The organism is Shinella yambaruensis (genome assembly GCF_022899355.1).
GTDB lineage: Bacteria > Pseudomonadota > Alphaproteobacteria > Rhizobiales > Rhizobiaceae > Shinella > Shinella yambaruensis.
This window is the reverse complement of record NZ_JALJCK010000014.1, coordinates 98587-118701: the sequence shown is the minus strand read 5'-3', so window position 1 is coordinate 118701 and position 20115 is coordinate 98587. Positions and strand designations below refer to the sequence as shown.

The 20115-nt window shown below is 66.1% G+C and carries 23 protein-coding genes and 1 tRNA gene; 15 read left to right on the top strand and 9 right to left on the bottom strand.

Annotation, left to right across the window (positions count from 1 at the left end):
- Nucleotides 1-73 precede the first annotated feature (73 nt).
- Nucleotides 74-163: transfer RNA gene (locus MUU56_RS27160), tRNA-Ser, on the bottom strand.
- A 234-nt stretch (nt 164-397) separates the two neighbouring features.
- Between MUU56_RS27160 and MUU56_RS27155 the strand changes: the two genes are divergently transcribed.
- From MUU56_RS27155 to MUU56_RS27145, 3 genes are all read left to right on the top strand, one after another.
- Entirely contained in the window at nt 398-718 is a 321-nt protein-coding gene (locus MUU56_RS27155) for a hypothetical protein (protein ID WP_244770395.1), read from the top strand.
- A gap of 82 nt (nt 719-800) precedes the next feature.
- The gene (gene msrA / locus MUU56_RS27150) at nt 801-1451 is read left to right on the top strand and encodes a peptide-methionine (S)-S-oxide reductase MsrA (protein ID WP_244770394.1); all 651 of its coding nucleotides are present in this window, start codon (nt 801-803) and stop codon (nt 1449-1451) included.
- Nucleotides 1452-1668: 217 nt separating this feature from the next.
- The gene (locus tag MUU56_RS27145) at nt 1669-2661 is read left to right on the top strand and encodes a BMP family lipoprotein (protein ID WP_244770393.1); all 993 of its coding nucleotides are present in this window, start codon (nt 1669-1671) and stop codon (nt 2659-2661) included.
- Nucleotides 2662-2767: 106 nt separating this feature from the next.
- Here the strand turns inward: MUU56_RS27145 and MUU56_RS27140 are convergent, their stop codons facing one another.
- Nucleotides 2768-2992 (bottom strand): SlyX family protein, encoded by a 225-nt coding sequence (locus MUU56_RS27140; protein ID WP_244770457.1) that lies wholly within the window; start codon nt 2990-2992, stop codon nt 2768-2770.
- A 161-nt stretch (nt 2993-3153) separates the two neighbouring features.
- On the opposite strand from MUU56_RS27140, the gene MUU56_RS27135 reads away from it, so the two are divergent.
- From MUU56_RS27135 to deoA, 7 genes are read left to right on the top strand one after another with little or no spacing between them, the layout of a single operon-like run.
- Entirely contained in the window at nt 3154-4689 is a 1536-nt protein-coding gene (locus MUU56_RS27135; protein WP_244770392.1) for an ABC transporter ATP-binding protein, read from the top strand.
- The gene (locus MUU56_RS27130; RefSeq protein ID WP_244770391.1) at nt 4686-5819 is read left to right on the top strand and encodes an ABC transporter permease; all 1134 of its coding nucleotides are present in this window, start codon (nt 4686-4688) and stop codon (nt 5817-5819) included. Before MUU56_RS27135 ends, MUU56_RS27130 begins: the two co-directional genes overlap by 4 nt.
- Nucleotides 5820-5824: 5 nt before the next feature.
- On the top strand, nt 5825-6796 hold the full coding sequence (locus tag MUU56_RS27125; protein WP_244770390.1) for an ABC transporter permease: 972 nt from the start codon (nt 5825-5827) through the stop codon (nt 6794-6796).
- Between the two features lie 2 nt (nt 6797-6798).
- Nucleotides 6799-7191 carry a cytidine deaminase gene (locus MUU56_RS27120; protein WP_244770389.1) on the top strand — a complete coding sequence of 131 codons (393 nt, stop codon included), beginning with the start codon at nt 6799-6801 and terminating at the stop codon, nt 7189-7191.
- Nucleotides 7188-8000, top strand: a complete 813-nt coding sequence (locus tag MUU56_RS27115) for a purine-nucleoside phosphorylase (RefSeq protein ID WP_244770388.1) — start codon at nt 7188-7190, stop codon at nt 7998-8000. Before MUU56_RS27120 ends, MUU56_RS27115 begins: the two co-directional genes overlap by 4 nt.
- Nucleotides 7993-8766 carry a deoxyribose-phosphate aldolase gene (gene deoC / locus MUU56_RS27110; RefSeq protein ID WP_244770387.1) on the top strand — a complete coding sequence of 258 codons (774 nt, stop codon included), beginning with the start codon at nt 7993-7995 and terminating at the stop codon, nt 8764-8766. The genes MUU56_RS27115 and deoC overlap by 8 nt, the downstream gene beginning before the upstream one ends.
- 1 nt (nt 8767) lies before the next feature.
- A complete protein-coding gene (deoA, locus tag MUU56_RS27105) occupies nt 8768-10081 on the top strand; it encodes a thymidine phosphorylase (protein WP_244770386.1) in 1314 nt (437 codons plus the stop codon).
- Here deoA and MUU56_RS27100 read toward each other — a convergent pair.
- The 7 genes from MUU56_RS27100 to MUU56_RS27070 all read right to left on the bottom strand — a co-directional run bounded on the left by MUU56_RS27100 (nt 10071) and on the right by MUU56_RS27070 (nt 15608).
- Nucleotides 10071-10607, bottom strand: coding sequence for a TIGR02281 family clan AA aspartic protease (locus tag MUU56_RS27100; protein ID WP_244770385.1), 537 nt, complete (start codon nt 10605-10607; stop codon nt 10071-10073). The two genes, deoA and MUU56_RS27100, sit on opposite strands and share 11 nt — an antisense overlap.
- A 266-nt stretch (nt 10608-10873) precedes the next feature.
- Nucleotides 10874-11503, bottom strand: coding sequence for a uracil phosphoribosyltransferase (gene upp / locus MUU56_RS27095; protein ID WP_244770384.1), 630 nt, complete (start codon nt 11501-11503; stop codon nt 10874-10876).
- Between the two features lie 105 nt (nt 11504-11608).
- Nucleotides 11609-12565, bottom strand: a complete 957-nt coding sequence (locus MUU56_RS27090) for an adenosine deaminase (RefSeq protein WP_280531198.1) — start codon at nt 12563-12565, stop codon at nt 11609-11611.
- 8 nt (nt 12566-12573) lie between these two features.
- Nucleotides 12574-13803 carry a phosphopentomutase gene (locus MUU56_RS27085; RefSeq protein ID WP_244770382.1) on the bottom strand — a complete coding sequence of 410 codons (1230 nt, stop codon included), beginning with the start codon at nt 13801-13803 and terminating at the stop codon, nt 12574-12576.
- A 98-nt stretch (nt 13804-13901) separates the two neighbouring features.
- Nucleotides 13902-14513 carry a TadE/TadG family type IV pilus assembly protein gene (locus MUU56_RS27080; RefSeq protein WP_244770381.1) on the bottom strand — a complete coding sequence of 204 codons (612 nt, stop codon included), beginning with the start codon at nt 14511-14513 and terminating at the stop codon, nt 13902-13904.
- The gene (locus MUU56_RS27075; protein ID WP_244770380.1) at nt 14513-15115 is read right to left on the bottom strand and encodes a TadE/TadG family type IV pilus assembly protein; all 603 of its coding nucleotides are present in this window, start codon (nt 15113-15115) and stop codon (nt 14513-14515) included. Before MUU56_RS27075 ends, MUU56_RS27080 begins: the two co-directional genes overlap by 1 nt.
- A 124-nt stretch (nt 15116-15239) precedes the next feature.
- Nucleotides 15240-15608, bottom strand: a complete 369-nt coding sequence (locus tag MUU56_RS27070) for a pilus assembly protein N-terminal domain-containing protein (protein ID WP_317633324.1) — start codon at nt 15606-15608, stop codon at nt 15240-15242.
- Nucleotides 15609-15975: 367 nt separating this feature from the next.
- Between MUU56_RS27070 and MUU56_RS27065 the strand changes: the two genes are divergently transcribed.
- From MUU56_RS27065 to MUU56_RS27045, 5 genes are all read left to right on the top strand, one after another.
- Nucleotides 15976-16155 (top strand): Flp family type IVb pilin, encoded by a 180-nt coding sequence (locus tag MUU56_RS27065; protein ID WP_244770379.1) that lies wholly within the window; start codon nt 15976-15978, stop codon nt 16153-16155.
- A 120-nt stretch (nt 16156-16275) separates the two neighbouring features.
- The gene (locus tag MUU56_RS27060; protein WP_244770378.1) at nt 16276-16779 is read left to right on the top strand and encodes an A24 family peptidase; all 504 of its coding nucleotides are present in this window, start codon (nt 16276-16278) and stop codon (nt 16777-16779) included.
- A gap of 190 nt (nt 16780-16969) precedes the next feature.
- On the top strand, nt 16970-17776 hold the full coding sequence (gene cpaB, locus MUU56_RS27055) for a Flp pilus assembly protein CpaB (protein ID WP_244770377.1): 807 nt from the start codon (nt 16970-16972) through the stop codon (nt 17774-17776).
- Nucleotides 17777-17789: 13 nt separating this feature from the next.
- Nucleotides 17790-19337, top strand: a complete 1548-nt coding sequence (locus tag MUU56_RS27050) for a type II and III secretion system protein family protein (protein WP_244770376.1) — start codon at nt 17790-17792, stop codon at nt 19335-19337.
- A 59-nt stretch (nt 19338-19396) separates the two neighbouring features.
- Complete coding sequence (locus MUU56_RS27045; RefSeq protein ID WP_244770375.1) at nt 19397-20065, top strand: CpaD family pilus assembly protein; 669 nt, start codon at nt 19397-19399, stop codon at nt 20063-20065.
- The last annotated feature ends 50 nt before the right edge of the window (nt 20066-20115 follow it).

The window sequence follows — 20115 nt, the reverse complement described above, 5'->3', positions numbered from 1 at the left end:
TCAGGGAACGCCAAGGCATATGCCTTGGCGTGGATTTCCTGCGGAAAATCAGGGGAGAACCTTGAAGGGAATATGGCGGACAGAGAGGGATTCGAACCCTCGATAGAGTTTCCCCTATACACGCGTTCCAGGCGTGCGCCTTCAACCACTCGGCCACCTGTCCGTCCGCTCGCAGCCGACGGTCAATCCGGCGCGGACCGCTTTCCTGTTTCCATTCCGGCGGGACGGCGCGATATATACCGAGGTTTGCGGCGGGATCAACCGCTTTCTGACAGATTTTTGAAGGATGTTCGGGTTCGGGCGAAGGATTGCGCAGGGCTGGACGTCTTCCTATCTATAGGCAGGAATGAAGCGGAGCGGATTTGGGCTTGCGCGGGCGATATCTGGAGAGTGCGCGATGATACGGTTCATCCTGAAGGCCATCAGCCTCGTTGCGCTGGTCGTCGCCGTCATGGCGGGCACGATCGATGCGATCCAGTCGGTTTCGGCCTCCGAGCCGGTGCTGACGCCGCTGGCCGTCGCCTGGAGCACGGCCAGCCCGGACACGATCGCGCTCGTCGCCGACGGCATCATGCGCAACCTCCATCCCTATGCCTGGGATCCGGCGGCCATGTGGGTGCTCTCGCAGCCGGCCTTTGTCGTCCTGCTCGCCGTCTCTCTGTTCTTCTGGGTGATCGCCTACCGGCGCCCGCCCGTCGCGGGCCGCTTCACCGCCTGAAACACGCCTTTTCGCGCAGGTGCCGCCAAGCCAGACGCTTTGCACCTTCGCTGGAATTGCCCAACCGGCCAGGAGGCCAGAAATGTTCCTGATCGACATGTTCAACAAGAAGACCGTCATGCCCGCGCCCGGCGCAGCCCTGCCAGGCCGCGCCGAACCCATCCCGACGTCCAAGACCCACTTCGTCAACGGCCGGCCGCTGGAAGGTCCCTATCCGGACGGTTTCAAGACCGTGCTGCTCGGCATGGGCTGCTTCTGGGGCGCCGAGCGGCTGCTCTGGAAGATCCCGGGCGTCCATGTGACGGCGGCCGGCTATTCCGGCGGCTTCACGCCCAACCCGACCTATCACGAGACGACGACGGGCCTGACCGGCCATGCCGAGGTCGTGCGCGTCGTCTACGATCCCGCCGAGGTGAGCCTGGAGACGCTGCTGAAGGCGTTTTTCGAGGCGCATGACCCGACCCAGGGCATGCGCCAGGGCAACGATATCGGCACCACCTACCGCTCGGCGATCTATCTCGACGACGCGGCGGACCTTGCGACCGCGCGCCGCGTGCGCGACGCCTACCAGGCCGCGCTGACGGCGGCGGGACGCACCGACAGGATCACCACCGAGATCGCCGAGGCCGGGCCGTTCTACTTCGCCGAGGATGTGCACCAGCAATATCTTGCCAAGAACCCGGGCGGCTATTGCGGCCTGCGGGGCACGGGCGTTTCCTGCGCCATCGGCTGATTTCGCAGAATTTTCAAAAGGATGCGCGCCGCCGCGAAGGGCTTTCGCGGCGGCTTCTATTTTTTACCAGTTGAAAAATTTCTGGTGAATTTTTCCCGGAGCCGTGCAAGGATGCCGCCAGCCTGACCCAAGGGAACGGGTCGGTGGCTCCGTTGCGCGCCTTTCGGGCGCCCACGCGGAAGGTCCCTATAAAACCAATAGCGAACAGGGCTGCACAATGAAAAAAACCCTTCTCACCCTTCTTGCCACGGCCGCCATGTCGGCAAGCGCGTTTGCCGCGGACATCAAGCCGGCGATCATCTATGACCTCGGCGGCAAGTTCGACAAGTCGTTCAACGAGGCAGCCTATAACGGCGCGGAGAAGTTCAAGGCCGAGACCGGTATCGAATATCGCGACTTCGAAATCGCCAATGACGCCCAGCGCGAGCAGGCGCTCCGGCGCTTCGCCAGCGACGGCAACAACCCGATCGTGATGGCCGGCTTCTCCTGGGCGGCCCAGCTCGAGAAGGTCGCGGCCGAATATCCGGACACCAAATTCGCCATCATCGACATGGTCGTCGACAAGCCGAACGTCCGTTCGGTCGTCTTCAAGGAAGAGGAAGGCGGCTGGCTCGCCGGCATCCTCGCCGGCATGGCGTCCAAGACGAAGACCGTCTCGTTCGTCGGCGGCATGGATATCCCGCTGATCCACAAGTTCGCCTGCGGCTATATCGGCGGCGTCAAGTCGCTCGGCTCCGACATGAACGTGCTCGAAGCCTATACGGGCACGACGCCGGATGCCTGGAACGACCCGGTCAAGGGCGGGGAGATCGCCAAGTCGCAGTTCGACCAGGGCTCCGACGTGGTCTACCACGCGGCCGGCGGCACGGGCGTGGGCGTCCTCCAGGCGGCCGTCGATGCGGGCAAGCTCGGCATCGGCGTCGATTCCAACCAGAACGGCCTGCATCCGGGCAAGGTGCTGACCTCCATGGTCAAGCGCGTCGACGTCGCCGTCTACGACGCGTTCATCACCGCCAAGAACGACACGTTCCAGCCCGGCGTCAACGTGCTGGGCCTCAAGGAGAACGGCGTCGACGTCGCCATGGACGAGAACAACGCGCCGCTCATCACCCCGGAAATGAAGGCCGCGGTCGACAAGGCCCGCGCCGACATCATCGCCGGCACGGTGAAGGTGCACGACTACATGTCGGACGAGACCTGCCCCTACTAAGCGGCAGCGACGGCCCGTTTGCATCGCGCAGACGGGCCGATTCCGTCTTCCCGGATCCCGGGCTTGCCTTGCGCAGGCAAACCGGTGCGCGCCTGCTGGACGTGCTTCAGTAATGCGGCGGGCGGGTGATGGCCGGGGCGTCGAGAGAGCCCTCTTCCAGCGCGAGGAAACGTTCCGTCAGCCGGTCGAGCTTCGACCGCAGTTGCTCGACCACGCGCCATTGCTCGGCGAGCTGGTCGGAGAGTTCCTCGATCGTGTTGGCCTGATGGGCGACGTGTTCCTCCAGGCGGGCGAGGCGGTCGGCCCCGGTCTCGTCGGGGCGGTCGGGCATGGTCATGGCTTTCCTCCTCGGCCGAATGCCGGGCGGCAGGAGCTATAGCGGCAGAGGCCCGGGCCCGCAATCGGACTGGACAAGGGCGGCGGAAGCAACAAGACTAAGACCGGTCGGCCGAAAGGCCCGTCGGCCTCAAATCCCCGTAAGAGTGGATCGTCATGAGCGAATTGGCAATCGAACTGCAGGGCATCGACAAGAGCTTCGGCCTCGTCCACGCCAACCGGAACATCAACCTGAAGGTCCGCAAGGGTACCATTCACGGCATCATCGGCGAAAACGGCGCCGGCAAATCCACCCTCATGTCGATCCTCTACGGCTTCTACCAGGCCGACCATGGCGACATCCTCGTCGACGGCCGGAAGGCCGATATCCGCGATCCGAACGCGGCGATCGCCGCCGGCATCGGCATGGTGCACCAGCATTTCATGCTGGTGGAGAATTTCACCGTGCTGGAGAACATCATGCTCGGCGCGGAAGAGAGCCAGATCCTCAATGCCGGCATCACCAAGGCGCGCGCCGAGCTGAAGCGGCTGGAGAAGGAATATGCGCTGGAGGTCGATCCGGACGCCGTCATCGAGGAACTGCCGGTCGGCATCCAGCAGCGCGTGGAGATCCTGAAGGCGCTCTACCGCAGGGCCGATATCCTCATCCTCGACGAGCCGACGGGCGTCCTGACGCCGGCCGAGGCCGACCACCTCTTCCGCATCCTCGAACAGCTGAAGGCCGAGGGCAAAACCGTCCTCCTCATAACCCACAAGCTGCGTGAGATCATGGCGATCACCGACGAGGTCTCCGTCATGCGCCGCGGCGAGATGGTGGCGACGCGCACGACGAAGGAAACCTCGGTGGAGGAGCTGGCCGAGCTGATGGTCGGCCGCCGCGTTCTGCTGCGCGTCGAAAAGGGCGAGGCGAAGCCGGCCGACGTCAAGCTCTCGGTGAAGAACCTCACCGTGCGCGACAGCCGCGGCGTGACCATGGTCGACGACGTCTCCTTCGACATCCGCGCCGGCGAGATCGTCGGCATTGCCGGCGTTGCCGGCAACGGCCAGTCGGAGCTGCTGGAGGCGATCTCCGGCATCCGCCGCGCGAAATCCGGCACCGTGCTGCTGAACGGCAAGCCCATCGACGTCACAGGCCATGCCGACCCGGCCGAGCTGCGCAAGCGCGGCCTCGCCCATGTGCCGGAGGACCGGCACCATGTCGGCCTCGTGCTGAAATTCGAGGAGAGCGAGAACGCCATCCTCGGCTACCACGACGATCCGAAGTACCGCAAGGGCATGCTGCTCGACATCGACGCCATCCGCGCCGATGCGGAGGAGAAGATCGCCGCCTATGACATCCGCCCGCCGAACCCGCGGCTGAAGACCGCCAATTTCTCCGGCGGCAACCAGCAGAAGATCGTGCTGGCGCGCGAGATGGAGCGCGATCCGGACGTGCTGGTCATCGGCCAGCCGACGCGCGGCGTCGATGTCGGCGCCATCGAGTTCATCCACAGGCGCATCATCGAGATGCGCGACCAGGGCAAGGCGGTGCTGCTCGTCTCGGTCGAGCTCGACGAGATCCGCGCGCTGTCCGACCGCATCCTGGTCATGTTCGCCGGCCGCGTCGTCGGCGAGCGCACGCCCGACGCCAGCGAAGGAGAACTCGGCCTCCTGATGGCCGGGGTGGAAGGCCGGAAGGAGGCCGCGGAATGAGTGTCCCGCACGCGAAACTGCCCGGCTGGGCCGAATACGGCCTGATCCCGCTCGTCAATCTCGCCGTCGCCTTCCTGATTTCCGGCCTCGTCGTGCTCATCGTCGGCGAAAGCCCGCTGGAAGCCGCCTACCACATGATCAACGGGGCCTTCGGCCGCGGCGAATATATCGGCTTCACGCTCTACTATACGACCACCTTCATCTTCACCGGCCTTGCCGTGGCCGTCGCCTTCCATTGCGGCCTGTTCAACATCGGCGGCGAGGGGCAGGCCTATATAGGCGGCATCGGCGTGGCGCTCGCCTGCCTGTCCTTCGACCACACGCTGCCCTGGTATCTCGTCTTCCCGATCGCGATCCTCGGCGCCGCCTTCTTCGGCGCGCTCTGGGCGCTGATCCCCGGCTGGCTGCTGGCCAGGCGCGGCAGCCATATCGTCATCACGACGATCATGTTCAACTTCATCGCCGCCAGCCTGATGAACTACCTGCTCAACAAGGTGTTCAAGCCGCTCGGCTCCATGTCGCTGGAAACCCGCACCTTCGATGCCGGCGGCCAGCTGCCCAAGCTCGACTGGCTGATGTCGATCTTCGGCCTTTCCGTCGGCACGGCGCCGTTCAACATTTCCTTCCTGCTGGCGCTTCTTGCCGCCTTCGGCGTCTGGGTGCTGATCTGGCGCACGCGGCTCGGCTACGAGATGCGCACCATGGGCCACAGCCCCGCCGCCGCGCGCTATGCCGGCATCAAGGAGGCGAAGATCATCGTCATCACGATGATGATCTCGGGCGGGCTGGCCGGCATGATGGCGCTGAACCCGATCATGGGCGAGCAGTTCCGCATGCAGCTCGACTTCGTGCAGGGCGCGGGCTTCGTCGGCATCGCCGTGGCGCTGATGGGCCGCTCGCATCCGGCGGGCATCATTCCCGCCGCGCTGCTCTTCGGCATGCTCTACCAGGGCGGGGCGGAAATCTCCTTCGAGATGCCCTCGATCTCGCGTGACATGATCGTCATCATCCAGGGCCTCGTCATCCTGTTTGCCGGCGCGCTCGAGCACATGTTCCGCCCGGCCATCACGCGCCTCGTCCTCGGGCTGTCGCCGAAGACGCGCAACGTCGCCGCCACCAAGGGAGCCTGATATCAATGGATTTCTTTCAGGTCTTCATCGAGCTGGCCCAGTCGACCGTCCGCCTCTCGACGCCGCTGATCCTTGCCGCGCTTGCCGGCCTCTTCACCGAACGAGCCGGCGTCTTCGACATCGGGCTCGAAGGCAAGATGCTGGGCGCGGCCTTCGCCGCCGGCTGCGTCGCCTATATCAGCCAATCCGTGATGATGGGGCTTTTCGCCGCCGTGCTCGTCTCGGTGCTGCTCTCGCTGGTGCACGGCTATGCCTCGATCACCCAGCGCGGCAGCCAGATCGTCTCGGGCGTCGCCATCAACTTCGTCGTCGCCGGCTCCACGGTCATCCTCGGCGAGGCCTGGTTCCGCCAGGGCGGGCGCACGCCGGCGCTGACGGAGGACGGCCGCTTCGGGCGGATCACGCTGCCGTTTGCCGATGCGGTGCGCGAGGTGCCGATCCTCGGCCCGCTCTATTCGGGCCTGCTGTCCGGCCATTCGCCGCTGACCTATCTCGCCTTCCTGATGGTGCCGGCGAGCTGGTGGATCCTCTACCGCACGCGCTTCGGCCTTCGCCTTCGCGCCGTCGGCGAGAATCCGGGCGCGGTCGATACGGCCGGCATCTCGGTGATCTGGCTGCGCTACCGCGCCGTCATCTGCTGCGGCATCCTGTGCGGCATTGCCGGCGCCTACCTTTCGCTTGCCGCCAATGCCGGCTTCACCAAGGGCATGACGGCGGGCAAGGGCTATATCGCGCTCGCGGCCCTCATCTTCGCCAAGTGGCGGCCGAAGAACATCCTCTTCGCCTGCCTGCTCTTCGGCTTCCTCGATGCCTTCGCCATCCGCTACCAGGGCTACGCCTTCCCGCTGATCGGCAGGGTGCCGGTACAGTTCATGCAGGCGCTGCCCTATATCCTGACGGTGATCCTGCTTGCAGGCTTCATCGGCAAGGCCATTCCGCCGAAGGCCGGCGGCGTGCCCTACGTCAAGGAGCGCTGAAAATGTCCCACGACCTCTTCGAGGCGGCGCGCGCCGCGATGGCCTTCGCGCACGCGCCCTATTCGAAATTCCCCGTCGGCGCGGCGATCCGCGCCGAGGACGGCCGGATCTATGCCGGCGCCAATATCGAGAACCTGTCCTTCCCGCAGGGCTGGTGCGCCGAGCCGACCGCCATCAGCCACATGATCATGGCCGGCAACAAAAAAATCGTCGAAATGGCCGTCGTCGCCGAGAAGCTGCCGCTCTGCCCGCCCTGCGGCGGCTGCCGGCAGAAGATCGCGGAATTCGCCACCGCCAGGACGCCGATCTACCTGTGCGACGAGGCCGGGGTGAAGAAGACCATGACCATGGAAGAATTGCTGCCGCACGGCTTTGCGACGGATGTGATCGGATGAGCGCGGAAACGACAGAACTCCTTCGCGCCCGCCTCGGCGGCGTGCTGCCGCGCTACGGCATCGTGCTCGGCTCCGGCCTCGGTTCGCTTGTCGAGGCCGTCGAGAACCCGCTGTGCATACCCTATTCGGACCTGCCGAGTTTTCCCGTCGGTTCCGTCTCGGGACACGCCGGCGAAATGGTCATCGGCACGCTCGGCGCGGTGCCGGTCATCGTGCTGTCCGGCCGCGTGCACTATTACGAACGCGGCGACGCCAATGCCATGCGTCCGCCCATCGAGGTGCTGAAGGGGCTCGGCGTCACGTCGCTCATCCTCACCAATTCGGCAGGCTCGCTGCGCGAGGACATGCCGCCCGGCTCGGTCATGCGCATTTCCGACCACATCAATTTTTCCGGCGCCAATCCGCTGATCGGCATCGACAGCGACGACCGCTTCGTCGGCATGACCAATGCCTATGACGCGGACCTTGCCGCCCGCATGCACAGGGCAGCCGCAAAACTGGCCATCCCGCTGTCCTCCGGCGTCTATATGTGGTTCTCGGGACCGAACTTCGAAACGCCGGCGGAGATTCGCATGGCGCGCGTCCTCGGCGCCGATGCCGTCGGCATGTCGACCGTGCCGGAAGTGCTGATCGCCCGCCATCTCGGCCTGAAGGTCGCCGCCGCCTCGGTCATCACCAATTTCGGTGCCGGCATGACGGGCGGCGAACTCAGCCATCACGAAACCAAGGACATGGCCCCGATCGGCGGGAAGCGGCTTGCCGCGATCCTTGCCGAAATGATTGCGGGCGGAGACGAAGACCATGCATGAGGACAGCATCAAGGCCACCGCGCAGAAGGCGCTCTCGCTGCTCGACCTGACGGACCTCACCGACACCTGCGATGCCGCCGCCATCGACACGCTCTGCGCCCAGGCGCAGACGCGTTTCGGAAACACGGCCGCCATCTGCATCTGGCCGCGCTTCGTGGCGCAGGCGCGGAGCATCCTCGGCGCGGGCCACGCGGTGAAGATCGCGACCGTCGTCAACTTCCCCTCCGGCGACCTTGCGGTCGAGGACGTGCTGGCGGAGACGCGGCAGGCGATCGCCGACGGCGCTGACGAGATCGACCTCGTCATCCCCTATCGCGCCTTCCTCGCCGGCAACGCGGCGGCGGTGAGCGAGATGGTGGCGGCGGTCAAGGCCGCCTGCACGCCGCCGGTGCATCTCAAGACCATCCTGGAAACCGGCGACATCAAGGATGCGGCGCTCATCCGCAAGGCTTCGGACCTCGCCATTGCCGCCGGCAGCGACTTCATCAAGACCTCGACCGGAAAAGTGTCCGTCAATGCGACCCTGCCGGCCGCCGAGATCATGCTGACGGCGATCAGGGACAGCGGCAAGCCGGTCGGCTTCAAGCCGGCCGGCGGCGTGCGCACGGTCGCCGATGCCGGCGAATACCTCGCGCTTGCCGCCTCGATCCTCGGCGAAGGCTGGGCGACGCCGCAAACCTTCCGCTTCGGCGCCTCCGGCCTTCTCGGCGACATCCTCTCCGTGCTCGGCGGCCAGTCCGCGCCGCCGCCGCCCGCGAGCTACTAGCATGCTCCCGCAGGAGACGATCCGCCGCAAGCGGAACGGCGAGCCCCTCACCGCCGGGGAGATCGCCCGCTTCATCGCCGGCCTCACGGATGGCAGCGTCTCGGAAGGCCAGGTGGCGGCCTTCGCCATGGCGGTCTGGTTCAACGGCATGGCGCGCGAGGAGACCGTCGCGCTGACGCTCGCCATGCGCGATTCGGGCGATGTGCTCGACTGGTCGGATATCGACCGGCCGATCGCCGACAAGCATTCGACCGGCGGGGTGGGCGACAATGTCTCCCTCATGCTGGCGCCGATCGCGGCAGCCTGCGGCCTTGCCGTGCCGATGATCTCCGGCCGCGGCCTCGGCCATACCGGCGGCACGCTCGACAAGCTGGAATCGATCCCCGGCTACACGATCATGCCCTCCGCCGAGCGCTTCCGCCGCACGGTCCGGGAGGTCGGCTGTGCCATCATCGGCCAGACGGCGGATCTCGCGCCGGCCGACAAGCGCCTCTATGCCATCCGCGACGTCACGGCGACGGTCGATTCGGTGCCGCTGATCACCGCCTCCATCCTCTCCAAGAAGCTTGCCGCCGGCCTTCGGTCGCTGGTGCTCGACGTGAAGGTCGGCAACGGCGCCTTCATGGCGGAGAGGGGCGAGGCGGAGACGCTGGCCCGCTCGCTGGTCGCGGTCGCGAACGGGGCCGGGGTCACGACCGCCGCCCTCATCACCGACATGAACCAGCCGCTCGCGGATGCCGCCGGCAACGCCGTCGAGATCGCCAACTGCATCGCCTTCCTGAAGGGCGGGAAGGCCGGGACGCGCCTGGAGCGCATCGTGCTCGCCTTCGCGGCGGAAATGCTCGTGCTCTCAGGGCTGGAGCGGGATATCGCCGCCGCCGAAGGCCGGGCCGCCACGGCCCTTGCCAGCGGCGCGGCGGCCGAGACGTTCGGGCGCATGGTGCAGGCGCTCGGCGGCCCGGCCGACCTCATGGAGCGGCCGGAGGCCTATCTTGCGCCCGCCCCTGTCATCCGGCCGGTCATCGCGCCGCATTCCGGCTATCTTGCCGCCTGCGACACGCGTGGGCTCGGCCTTGCCGTCATCGAACTCGGCGGCGGGCGCAGCCGCCCGGACGACGGGATCGACCATCGCGTCGGTTTCGACCGGCTGCTGCCGCTCGGCACGACGGTGGAGAAGGGCGAGGAGATCGGCCGCGTGCATGCGGCGGATGCGGAGAGCGCGGCGCATGGCGCGGCGCGGCTTGCCGGGTTCTACCGGATCGCGCCGGACGCCCCCTTGCCCTCGCCGGACATCCTGACGCGCATCAGCGGGTGAGGTGCAGCTTGCCGCCCTCCACGCGGTAGGACGACAGCCCCTTCAGGAAGCTCATGCCGATCAGCGTGCCCGACAGCGCCTTGTCGTCGAGCACCATGGCGCCGACATTCTCCATGCGCACCGGACCGATCTCGACGTGGTCGAGGCGGATATAGGCGGCGCGCGCCTTGCCGTTCGCCGTGTCGACGGCATAGCGGAAATCGAGGTCCGTCCTGGCGATGCCGAGGCGCTGCGCCGTCGAGATGTTGATGGCGACCATGCTGGCGCCGGTATCGACCAGGCCCTCCTCCTTGCGGCCGTTGATGGCGAAGAGGCCGGTGAAATGACCGCTCGGATCGGCGCTGATGACGGCGCTGCGGTTGCCGGTATAGCGTGCCGCGTTCCTGCCGGTCTCCACGGCCGCCTTCTCCACCGTCGCCTCGGGCGCCTCGGCGGTCGCATCGAGATAGCGGGTCGCAACGCCGGGCACGAAGGCCGCGGCCGCGACGACGGAACCGACGAGAAAGACAAGGCTGCGAACGAACATGGGACAGTCTCCGGGAGGATCTGTCCCGAAATAGCACGCATCCGGCTAACGGACGGCAAAAGGGGCGCTCGACGGCGCCCCTCTCCACGATCTTCGATCGGCTTGGTAAATGGCGCGTTAAATGCTTTTGCGAGCACCCTCGCCCCCCCCCCCTCAAGTCATCCTCGGGCTTGACCCGAGGATCCATGCGGCGGGTGTGGCGTGGATGGTCGGGTCAAGCCCGACCATGACGGAGGAGAGGGCAGAGGCCCTGTCCGGTCAGCCGCTCACTTCGTGCCGTACATGCGGTCGCCGGCATCGCCGAGGCCGGGCACGATATAGCCCTTCTCGTTGAGCTGGCGGTCGATGGACGCGGTGTAGACCGGCACGTCCGGATGGTGCGCGCGGAAACTCCGGATGCCCTCCGGCGCGGCGAGCAGGCAGAGGAAGCGGATGTTCGTCGCCCCGCGGCTCTTCAGCGTGTCGATGGCGGCGATGGCGGAGTTGCCCGTCGCGAGCATCGGATCGACGACGATGACGAGACGCTCGTCGATGCTGTCGGGCGCCTTGAAGAAATATTCGACCGCTTCCAGCGTCTCGTGGTCGCGATAGACGCCGATATGGGAGACGCGGGCGGACGGCACCAGTTCCAGCATGCCTTCGAGCAGGCCGTTACCGGCGCGCAGGATCGAGGCGAAGACCAGCTTCTTGCCTTCGAGGACGGGCGCGTCGATCTCCTCCAGTGGCGTCTCGATGCGCTGCGTGGTCAGCTCCAGGTCGCGCGTGACCTCGTAGCAGAGCAGGGTGGAGATCTCGCGCAGGAGCCGGCGGAAACTCCCCGTCGAGGTCTCCTTCTTGCGCATGATGGTCAGCTTGTGCTGCACGAGCGGGTGATCGATGACTGTGACGCCGTCCATGGCCAACCTTCCGAAAACGAGTAAACGCCTCTTTTTCCACGGAACGGCGCAAGGCCGCAAGAGTGGAGCGCGCCCGGCCGGCAACATCCCCAGCCGGCTTGCCCGTCAAAGCCGCGAAAGCAGCCTCTGGCGCGTCGGTTCGTCGACGAAGGCGGCCTCGATCGCGGTCCGCGTCATGCCGAGCAGCGCCTCGTCGCTGAAGCCCATGACGGAGGAGGCGATCTCGTATTCCCGGGCGAGCGAGGTGTGGAAGAACGGCGGGTCGTCGGAGTTGAGCGTGACGCGCACGCCCGCGTCGTGAAGGGCGCGCAACGGGTGATGCTCGAAGTCCGGGAAGACCTTCAGCGCGATATTCGAGCCTGGGCAGACTTCCAGCACCACGCCCTCGTCGGCCAGCCGCCTTACAAGGTCGCCGTCCTCGATGGCGCGCACGCCGTGGCTGATGCGCGTGGGGCGGACATGGTCGAGCGCATCGCGCACGCTGAAGGCGCCCGAAAGCTCGCCCGCATGGATGGTGATGCCGAGGCCGGCATCGCGGGCGATGTCGAAGGCGCGCGCGAAATCGGCGATGCGGTGCATGCGCTCCTCGCCGGCGAGGTTGAAGCCGGTGATCAGCGGATGCGGCCGGCGGGCGGCATATTCGGCCGCCTTCACCACCCGTTCCGGGCCGAAATGGCGGATGCCGACGATGAGGAGGCGCGTCTCGATGCCGGTTCTCGCCCGGGCCCGCTCGGCGCCCTCGGCAAGGCCGCGGATGTAGGCATCGGCGCCGATGCCGACGGCGTCCCCCTGGTCGGGCGAGACGATCAGCTCGCTATAGACGGCGCCTTCTTCGGCGATCCCGGTGAGGTAGGTCTCGGCGAGCAGGGCATAGTCCTCCTCCGTGCGGAAGAGGTTTGCCGTTGCGTCGTAGCTTGCGACGAAGCTGGTGAAATCCTCCCAGGCATATTCGCCGTCGCGGATGAAGGCGGAAGTGTCGATGCCGTAGCGCTGCGCCTGGGAAAGGGCGAGGGCCGGCGGGGCCGCGCCTTCGATATGGCAGTGCAGCTCCGCCTTGGGCATGGGTTTCGTCACAGAAAGCTCCTTCCATGCGGGCCCGGCGCAATGCCGAGATGGCGCGCGACGCTTTCGCCGATGTCGGCGAAGGTGGTGCGGGTTTCGAGCAGGCGCGAGCGCAGGCCCGGGCCGAAGCTCATGATCGGCACGCGCTCGCGCGTGTGGTCCGTGCCGCGCCAGGTCGGGTCGCAGCCGTGGTCGGCGGTGAGGATGACGATATCGCCGGGTTTCAGCTTGCGGTCCACCTCCGGCAGGCGCCGGTCGAAGGCTTCCAGCGCGGCGGCGTAGCCCGCGACATCGCGGCGGTGGCCGTAGAGCATGTCGAAATCTACGAAGTTGGTGAAGACGAGATCGCCGTCCGCCGCTTCGTCCATGATGCGGAGCGTTGCGTCGAACAGCGCCATGTTGCCGTTCGCCTTGGTGAGGCGGCCGATGCCCTGGTGGGCGAAGATGTCGCCGATCTTGCCGACGGCATGCACGGTGCGCCCGGCCTCCGTCAGCCGGTCGAGCAGGGTCGGTTCCGGCGGCAGCACGGAATAGTCGCGGCGGTTGCCGGTGCGCTCGAAGGTCTCCGGCGTCTCGCCGACGAAGGGCCGCGCGATGACCCGGCCGATGCGCCCGCCCGGCCGCTCGTCGAGGATCTTTCGCACCGTTTCGCAGAAGGCGAGCAGCCGGTCGAGGCCGAAGGCGCGCTCGTGCGCGGCGACCTGGAAGACGGAATCGGAGGAGGTGTAGCAGATCGGTTTGCCGCTGCGCATATGGTCGAGGCCGTGGCGGGCGATGATGTCGGTGCCGGAGGCATGACAATTGCCGAGGATGCCCGGCACCTTGCCGGCCGCCGTTATGGCTTCCACCAGCTCCGGCTCGAAGGCGTCGCCTTCCGCCGGAAAGTAGCCCCAGTCGAAGCTGACGGGCGTGCCGGCTATCTCCCAGTGGCCGGAGGGCGTGTCCTTGCCGTTGGAGACCTCGCTGGCGGCGCCGTGATAGCCGAAGACGCGCTGCGGCACGTCCATGCCCTGCGGAAAACGGCCCGTGGCGGCGCGGGCGGCGTGCAGCAGGCCGAGCGCCGACATGTTGGGGAGCTTCAGGGGCCCCTGGCGCAGACCCGGCCGGTCGGCAACGCCCGCCGCGCAGAACTCGGCGATGTGGCCGAGCGTGTCGGCGCCGAGATCGCCGAAGGCGGCCGCATCCGGACCGCCGCCGATGCCGAAGGAATCAAGAACGAAGAGAAAGGCTCGCGCCATGGATCACCTGCCGTCTGTCCGCGTCCGGATGAACTGCGAGACATGACACGGGCCTTGCAACGGGTTCAAGCGAAATCGCGAGGCGAACGGGATCGGGATCAGCAGTCGGAGCAGTCGATCGTCTTGCCGACGCGCTGGCGGAAATAGCTCGTGCGGGAAAGGTTGATCTTGTTGAGCCGCGAATCGAGATTCGGCGCCAGAAGCAGGATGGAATAGGGCACCGACAGTTCCGTGCGCACGATGAACGTGTCCTTGGCTTCCATGTGGCTCGGCAGCGTCACCGCGCTTCCCTTGGCATAGGGGGTGCTCGCCGCCTGGTCGCGCGACCAGGCGACCTTTGCCTTGCCGTCGGCCGCAACGGCGATGCCGGTGATCTTCAGCGTATAGGCGCTTTTGGTGGGGAACGGCGCCACGACCTTGGCGACGACGTCCTTCATCGTGTCGAGTGTCGCCTTGTTGGTCGAACTGCTCTGCGTCAGGAGGTCGGAAACGGTCGCGGAGGCCCTGCTGACCTTGCGCAGGGAGGTGATCGCGACGGTGATCTCGAAGGCGCCCACATAGGCCATCATCAGCAGCGGGGCGACGATGGCGAATTCGATGGCGCCGATGCCGCGGCGATCCTCGACGAAGCGGCGCAGCCGCAGCAGCACGCCGCGCCCGGCGCCCTGCCGGCCCTTGACGACATCCGGGGGGGAAAGGACCTTGCGCATCACGGATAGTCCTCGTTCTGGACGACGGCCGTCGCGATCATCAGGTAGTTCTGCCGGGAGCCGTCGGCCGCGCGGATGTTGGAGACATAGGGGCGGATGAGGTCCGTCACGATGTCCCAGCGATAGTAGGCACGCACGATGTTGATGGTCCGCTTGCCGCCGGGTGCGATCTTGAAGGACGACGTGTCGAGGTCCGCGCCGACGAGCGGTGTGGTCTTCGGGATGTCCGAGAACTTCGCGAAGCTCCTGACGTCGAGAAACAGCTTGTCCGCCGTTTTTATCTCCTGGGGCGAGCAGGGCATCAGGATGGCGATCTCGTCGCAGAAGGCCTTGCGGAACGTCTCCGTGTCCACGGTGGCGTTGCCCGAGGAGCGGATTTCGCCCGTCCTGATCTTGCGCGCCATGGTTTCGGTGGCGTTGGCGAGAAGCTGTTCGGCGGAAAAGGCGACAAAGGTCTCGAGCGAGGCGAAGACGATCATGAAGAAGGGCAGGCTGAGAAGCGCGATCTCGATGGACGTCGCGCCGTCACGCCGGGCAAGGAAGCGGCCGAACAGGCCCTTCTTCGGCCTTCGGCGGACAGGTGCATCATGATCGAGCGACATCGCGATCCGTTCCCAAATGCTGGACACGGGCGAGGATAGGCCGCAGACCGTTTATATTTCGTATGCGGAAAGGGGAAGAATTGAACGGTTTCCCGCATTCGGACGCCCGAAGCGGGACGGGGCGTCAGCCACCGCTCCTGTTCCGGGCGACGTGCTCTTCGCAATTGGGCGTGCAGGAGAGCACCGACCGGTCCGTCTGCCGGAAGACGCGCACCGTGTTGCCCTCGTCGATCGAGACGAGGATGCGTTCGTCGATGATGGCGTTGCCGTCCGCATCGAGCAGGACCAGGTTGGTGGTTCCGAAATTGCGGCCGGTCAGGACGATCGTCTGGGAATCGGCCACGGTCGCATCGGCGACCTCCGCATTGCCGATGATCACCTTGCTGACGGGGCGGTCGAGCTTGAGCACGCGGGCGTGGTCCATGTAGACGCGCATCAGCGGTTCGTCGGCAAGGGCGGAAGCGGCTGTCGCCACAACGACGAAGCCCGCCATCACCAGCTTTGCGGCACCCGTAGCGAAGATCAAGTCGCGTCCCATAAACAGTCATCCCGGCGATAAAACACCAACAGCATCGCTGCGAATGGTGAACGAAGGCTTAAGCCACTCGCTAACCTTGTAGATTTATCTGCCGCCCGTTTGGCCCGCCTGGTCCCGTCGAGCGGCGCCAAACAAAGGGAAATACGCGCGCGTAAGGGGATTAACCGAATGATCACCATAAATCCGGCCACCGCGTGGCAAGCTTTTGTTAACCGGATTCCTTAAGTCAATGGAAATGGCTTGCCTGTAGGTTGCAACCATCCGAACAACGGAAACAGTTGGCGGACGTGCTGAACCAACATCGTGGAGCTAGGAGAATACCATGACCAAGATTTTCGCTCGCCTTATGAAAGACGAATCGGGCGCCACCGCCATCGAATACGGCCTGATCGCCGCACTGGTTTCCGTTGCCCTGATCGCCGGTGCCGGCGCGCTCGGCGACTCGCTGAACAACACGTTCAGCACGCTCGGCTCGAAGATGGAAGCCGAAGTGCCGAAGTAATCGGCGACCGGAGGCGTAGCCCCTATATCGGAAAGCCGCCCCGCAAAGGCGGCTTTTTGCTTTCAGTTATCCTTTCCGAAACGGACGAGGCGCATCATGCGCCGAAAGGAGAGCATCATCATGGCCCAGGCAATCATCTTCGTGGTATTCCCGCTTTGCCTCGCGGTCGCGGCCTGCTCCGATTTCCTGACGATGCTCATCCCCAACCGGGTCTCGGCGATCCTCCTTGTCGCCTTCGTCGTCGTGGCGCCGCTGGCGGGCCTCGGCCTGACGGAGATCGCCATGCATCTTGCGGCCGGCCTTCTCGTCTTCTCCGTCTGTTTCGCGCTCTTCGCCCTCAATGTCATGGGCGGCGGCGACGCCAAGCTCCTGACGGCCAGTGCCGTCTGGTTCGGCATGAGCCTCTCCCTCGTCGAATACCTGGTCTATGTTTCCGTCTTCGGCGGATTGCTCACCATTGCAATCCTCTCCCTGCGCGCCAAGACGAACCTGATCCTCGCATCGGGCCTGCCGGTTCCCGATCACCTGCTCAAGGCCAAGAAGGTGCCCTATGGCATCGCGATCGGGATCGGCGCCTTCCTCGCCTATCCGTCCTCGCCGCTGATGGTCGCGGCGCTCGGCTGAGGCGGCCGGCCGCCATTTCATCACGATGCCTGCTTGCCAGCCCCGGTTGAAGCGCCGGGGCCGACGCATGTCCCGCGCCTGGTTTCGTTAGTCTTGCGTTAACCATGCGCGTAAGGCGGTTATTAACCATAATTACACCATTGCCGGTTAGCGTGGGTGGATAGAAAAGTCCGCAGCCCAGGGAAACCACATGAGACCGGCGCGAATCATCATTCTGGCAGTGGCCGTCGTTTCGGCGGGCGTCGCGGGCCTTCTGGCCCTGCGGGTCGCCGGCGGGGGCGCGCCCGTGCAGACCGAAGCCGTCGTCGAGCGCGAGGCGACCGTCAACGTGCTGGTCGCTAAGGAAAGCCTGCCGGTCGGCGCGCGGCTCAATCCGGAAACGATCGCCTGGACGGCCTGGCCGGAAGGCTCGATCGTCGAGGGCTTCATCACCGACAAGAACCGGCCGGATGCGATGGAGAGCCTCAACGGCGCCATCGCCCGCATGCCGATCTTCAATGGCGAACCGATCCGCCAGGAGAAGATCGCCGATTCGAGCAACCGCATCATGTCGTCGCTGCTGCCCTCCGGCAAACGGGCGGTCGCGACGGAGATCTCGGTCGCCACCGGCGCCGGCGGCTTCATCCTGCCGAACGACCGCGTCGACGTCATCATGGTGCGCAAGAGCCCGGAAGGCTCCTACATCACCGAGACCGTGCTGTCGAACGTGCGCGTGCTCGCCATCGACCAGCAGATCCAGGAAAACGAGGACGGCTCGAAATCCGCCATCGGCACCACCGCGACGCTGGAGCTCACGCCCGACCAGACCAAGGTGATCGCCGTCGCCCAGCAGATGGCCGAACGCCTGTCGCTGGCGCTGCGCAGCATCGCGGATGCACAGGAGGCCGATACCGGCGCGGCCGACTACCTGCTCAGCGGCGGCGACGGCATGCCGATCATCCAGGTGATCAAGACCGGTGAAATCGTAAACGGCGGCGAGCCCGCGGCCCAGAAGTGATCAGGAGCTGACCGTGTTTGGAATCACAAGGACATTTCGGGCTTCTGTCGCCGGCGGGCTGAGCTTCTGCCTCGCCCTTTCCGGCCTGGCGGAGACCGTGTTCAGCGGCACGCCGGCGCTCACCGCCGAAGCGGCGACCGCTTCCGTCATCCGCATCAACGACAGCGGCCCCGGCGCCCGCAAGGCGGTGAAGCTCGGCCTCAACAAGGCGATCGTTGTGGATCTGCCGACCGACGCGCACGACATCCTCGTCGCCGATCCGGGCAAGGCGGACGCGGTCACACGCACCTCGCGCCGCATCTACCTGTTCGGCAAGGAAGTCGGCCAGACCAACATCTTCATCTTCGGGCCGGGCGGCGAGGAGATCGTCAGCATCGACCTCACCGTCGAGCGCGACATCGACGGCCTGCAGGCGAACCTGCGCCGCTTCATTCCCGACTCCGACATCCAGGTCGAGATCATGTCGGACAACATCGTGCTGAACGGCACCGTGCGCACCCCGCAGGACGCCAAGCGCGCCGAGGAGATCGCCGGGATCTTCCTGAGAGGCGGCGAGGCGACGACCCGCAACATCACGGCCCAGGGCAACAACGGCGATGCGGCGATCTTCGGCGAAGTGCGCCAGCGCTCCCAGGTCGTCAACATGCTCAAGATCGACGGCGAGGACCAGGTAACGCTGAAGATCACCGTGGCGGAGGTCAGCCGCCAGGTGCTCAAGCAGCTCGGCTTCAACGGCTCCGCCCAGGGATCGAGTGGCGGCATCTCCTTCCGCAACCCGACCAATCTCGGCGGTGCGGCCGACTGGGTCTCCAATGGCGCCCTCTCCGGCACGGTCGGGGGCCTTGCCCTTTCCAGCAGCATGACCGCCATGGAGCAGGCCGGCGTGATGCGGACCCTTGCCGAACCGAGCCTGACGGCGATCTCCGGCGAGGAGGCCCGCTTCTATGTCGGCGGCGATTTCCGCCTCCCGAGCGAGCAGACGATCGAAAGCGGCGAGGCCGGCAAGTCCCCCACCATCACCCGCACGATCACCGAGGTGGAATACGGCATCCGGCTGAATTTCCGCCCGGTCGTGCTGTCGCCCGGCCGCATCAGCCTGCGTGTCGAGACGGAGGTCTCCGAACCGACTTTCGAAGGGTCGGCGACCTATGGCGGCACCCAGGCCATTCCCGGCATGACGGTGCTCGGCATCCGGCGCCGCGAGGCCACGACGAGCGTCGAGCTGCCGTCGGGCGGCTCGATCGTCATCGCCGGCCTCGTCAAGGACGATATCCGCCAGGCCGTCTCCGGCCTGCCGGGCCTTTCGAAGATCCCGATCTTCGGCACGCTGTTCCGCTCCAAGGATTTCGTGCGCAACGAGACGGAAATGGTCATCATCGCCACGCCCTATCTCGTGCGGCCCGTCGCGCGCACCGCGCTCCAGCGTCCGGACGACAATTTCAACGCGGCCAACGATGCGGCGAGCTTCTTCCTCGGCAAGGTGAACAAGATCTACGGCCGCAAGGAAGACGCCATGCCGGCGGGCAACTACCACGGCTCCATCGGTTTCATCTACAAGTGACGGGACGGGACATGCGCGACACGACCAGCAAGACTTGGCTCCCCGCAAGGAACCGCACCATGCACAGGCCCCTGCCGATGCGCGCCGCGCTCGCGGCGACCCTCATCCTGTCCGCCACGCTGCTTGCCGCTTGCGGCGCGCGGCCGGACCGCTCCACGACGGCCTCGATCCCGGACGACTACCGTACGCGCCACCCGATCGTGCTGTCCGAAACCGCGCAGACGATGGACATTCCCGTCGCCACCGGCGACCGGGCGCTGACGATGGCCATGCGCGACAACATCCGCGGCTTTGCCGCCGACCACGCCGCGAAATCGCGCAGCGCCGTGCAGATCATGCTGCCGCGCGGCTCGGCCAATGCCGCGACGGCCAACTATCTGCGCAAGGACATTCGCACGACGCTGACGGTGGCGGGCATCAAGCGCGACCAGCTGATCGAGACGAGCTACGATGCGAGCGGCTACGGCGCCAATGCGCCGATCCGGCTTGCCTTCTTCGCCATCACCGCCCAAGCGGGACCCTGCGGCGAATGGCCGGAAGACCTCGTCGTCAACACGATGGAAAACAAGAACTACCAGAATTTCGGCTGCGCATCGCAGGCGAACCTTGCCGCCCAGATCGCCAACCCGATGGATCTCGTCCAGCCGCGCGGCATGACCGAGATCGATGCGGCACGGCGCTCCACGGTGATTGACGACTATCGCGATATCGGCCAGCCGCCGCTGTAATCGCCCGCGAGGGCCAGGCACATATCCATCCGGTCCGCCGGACACCAGGA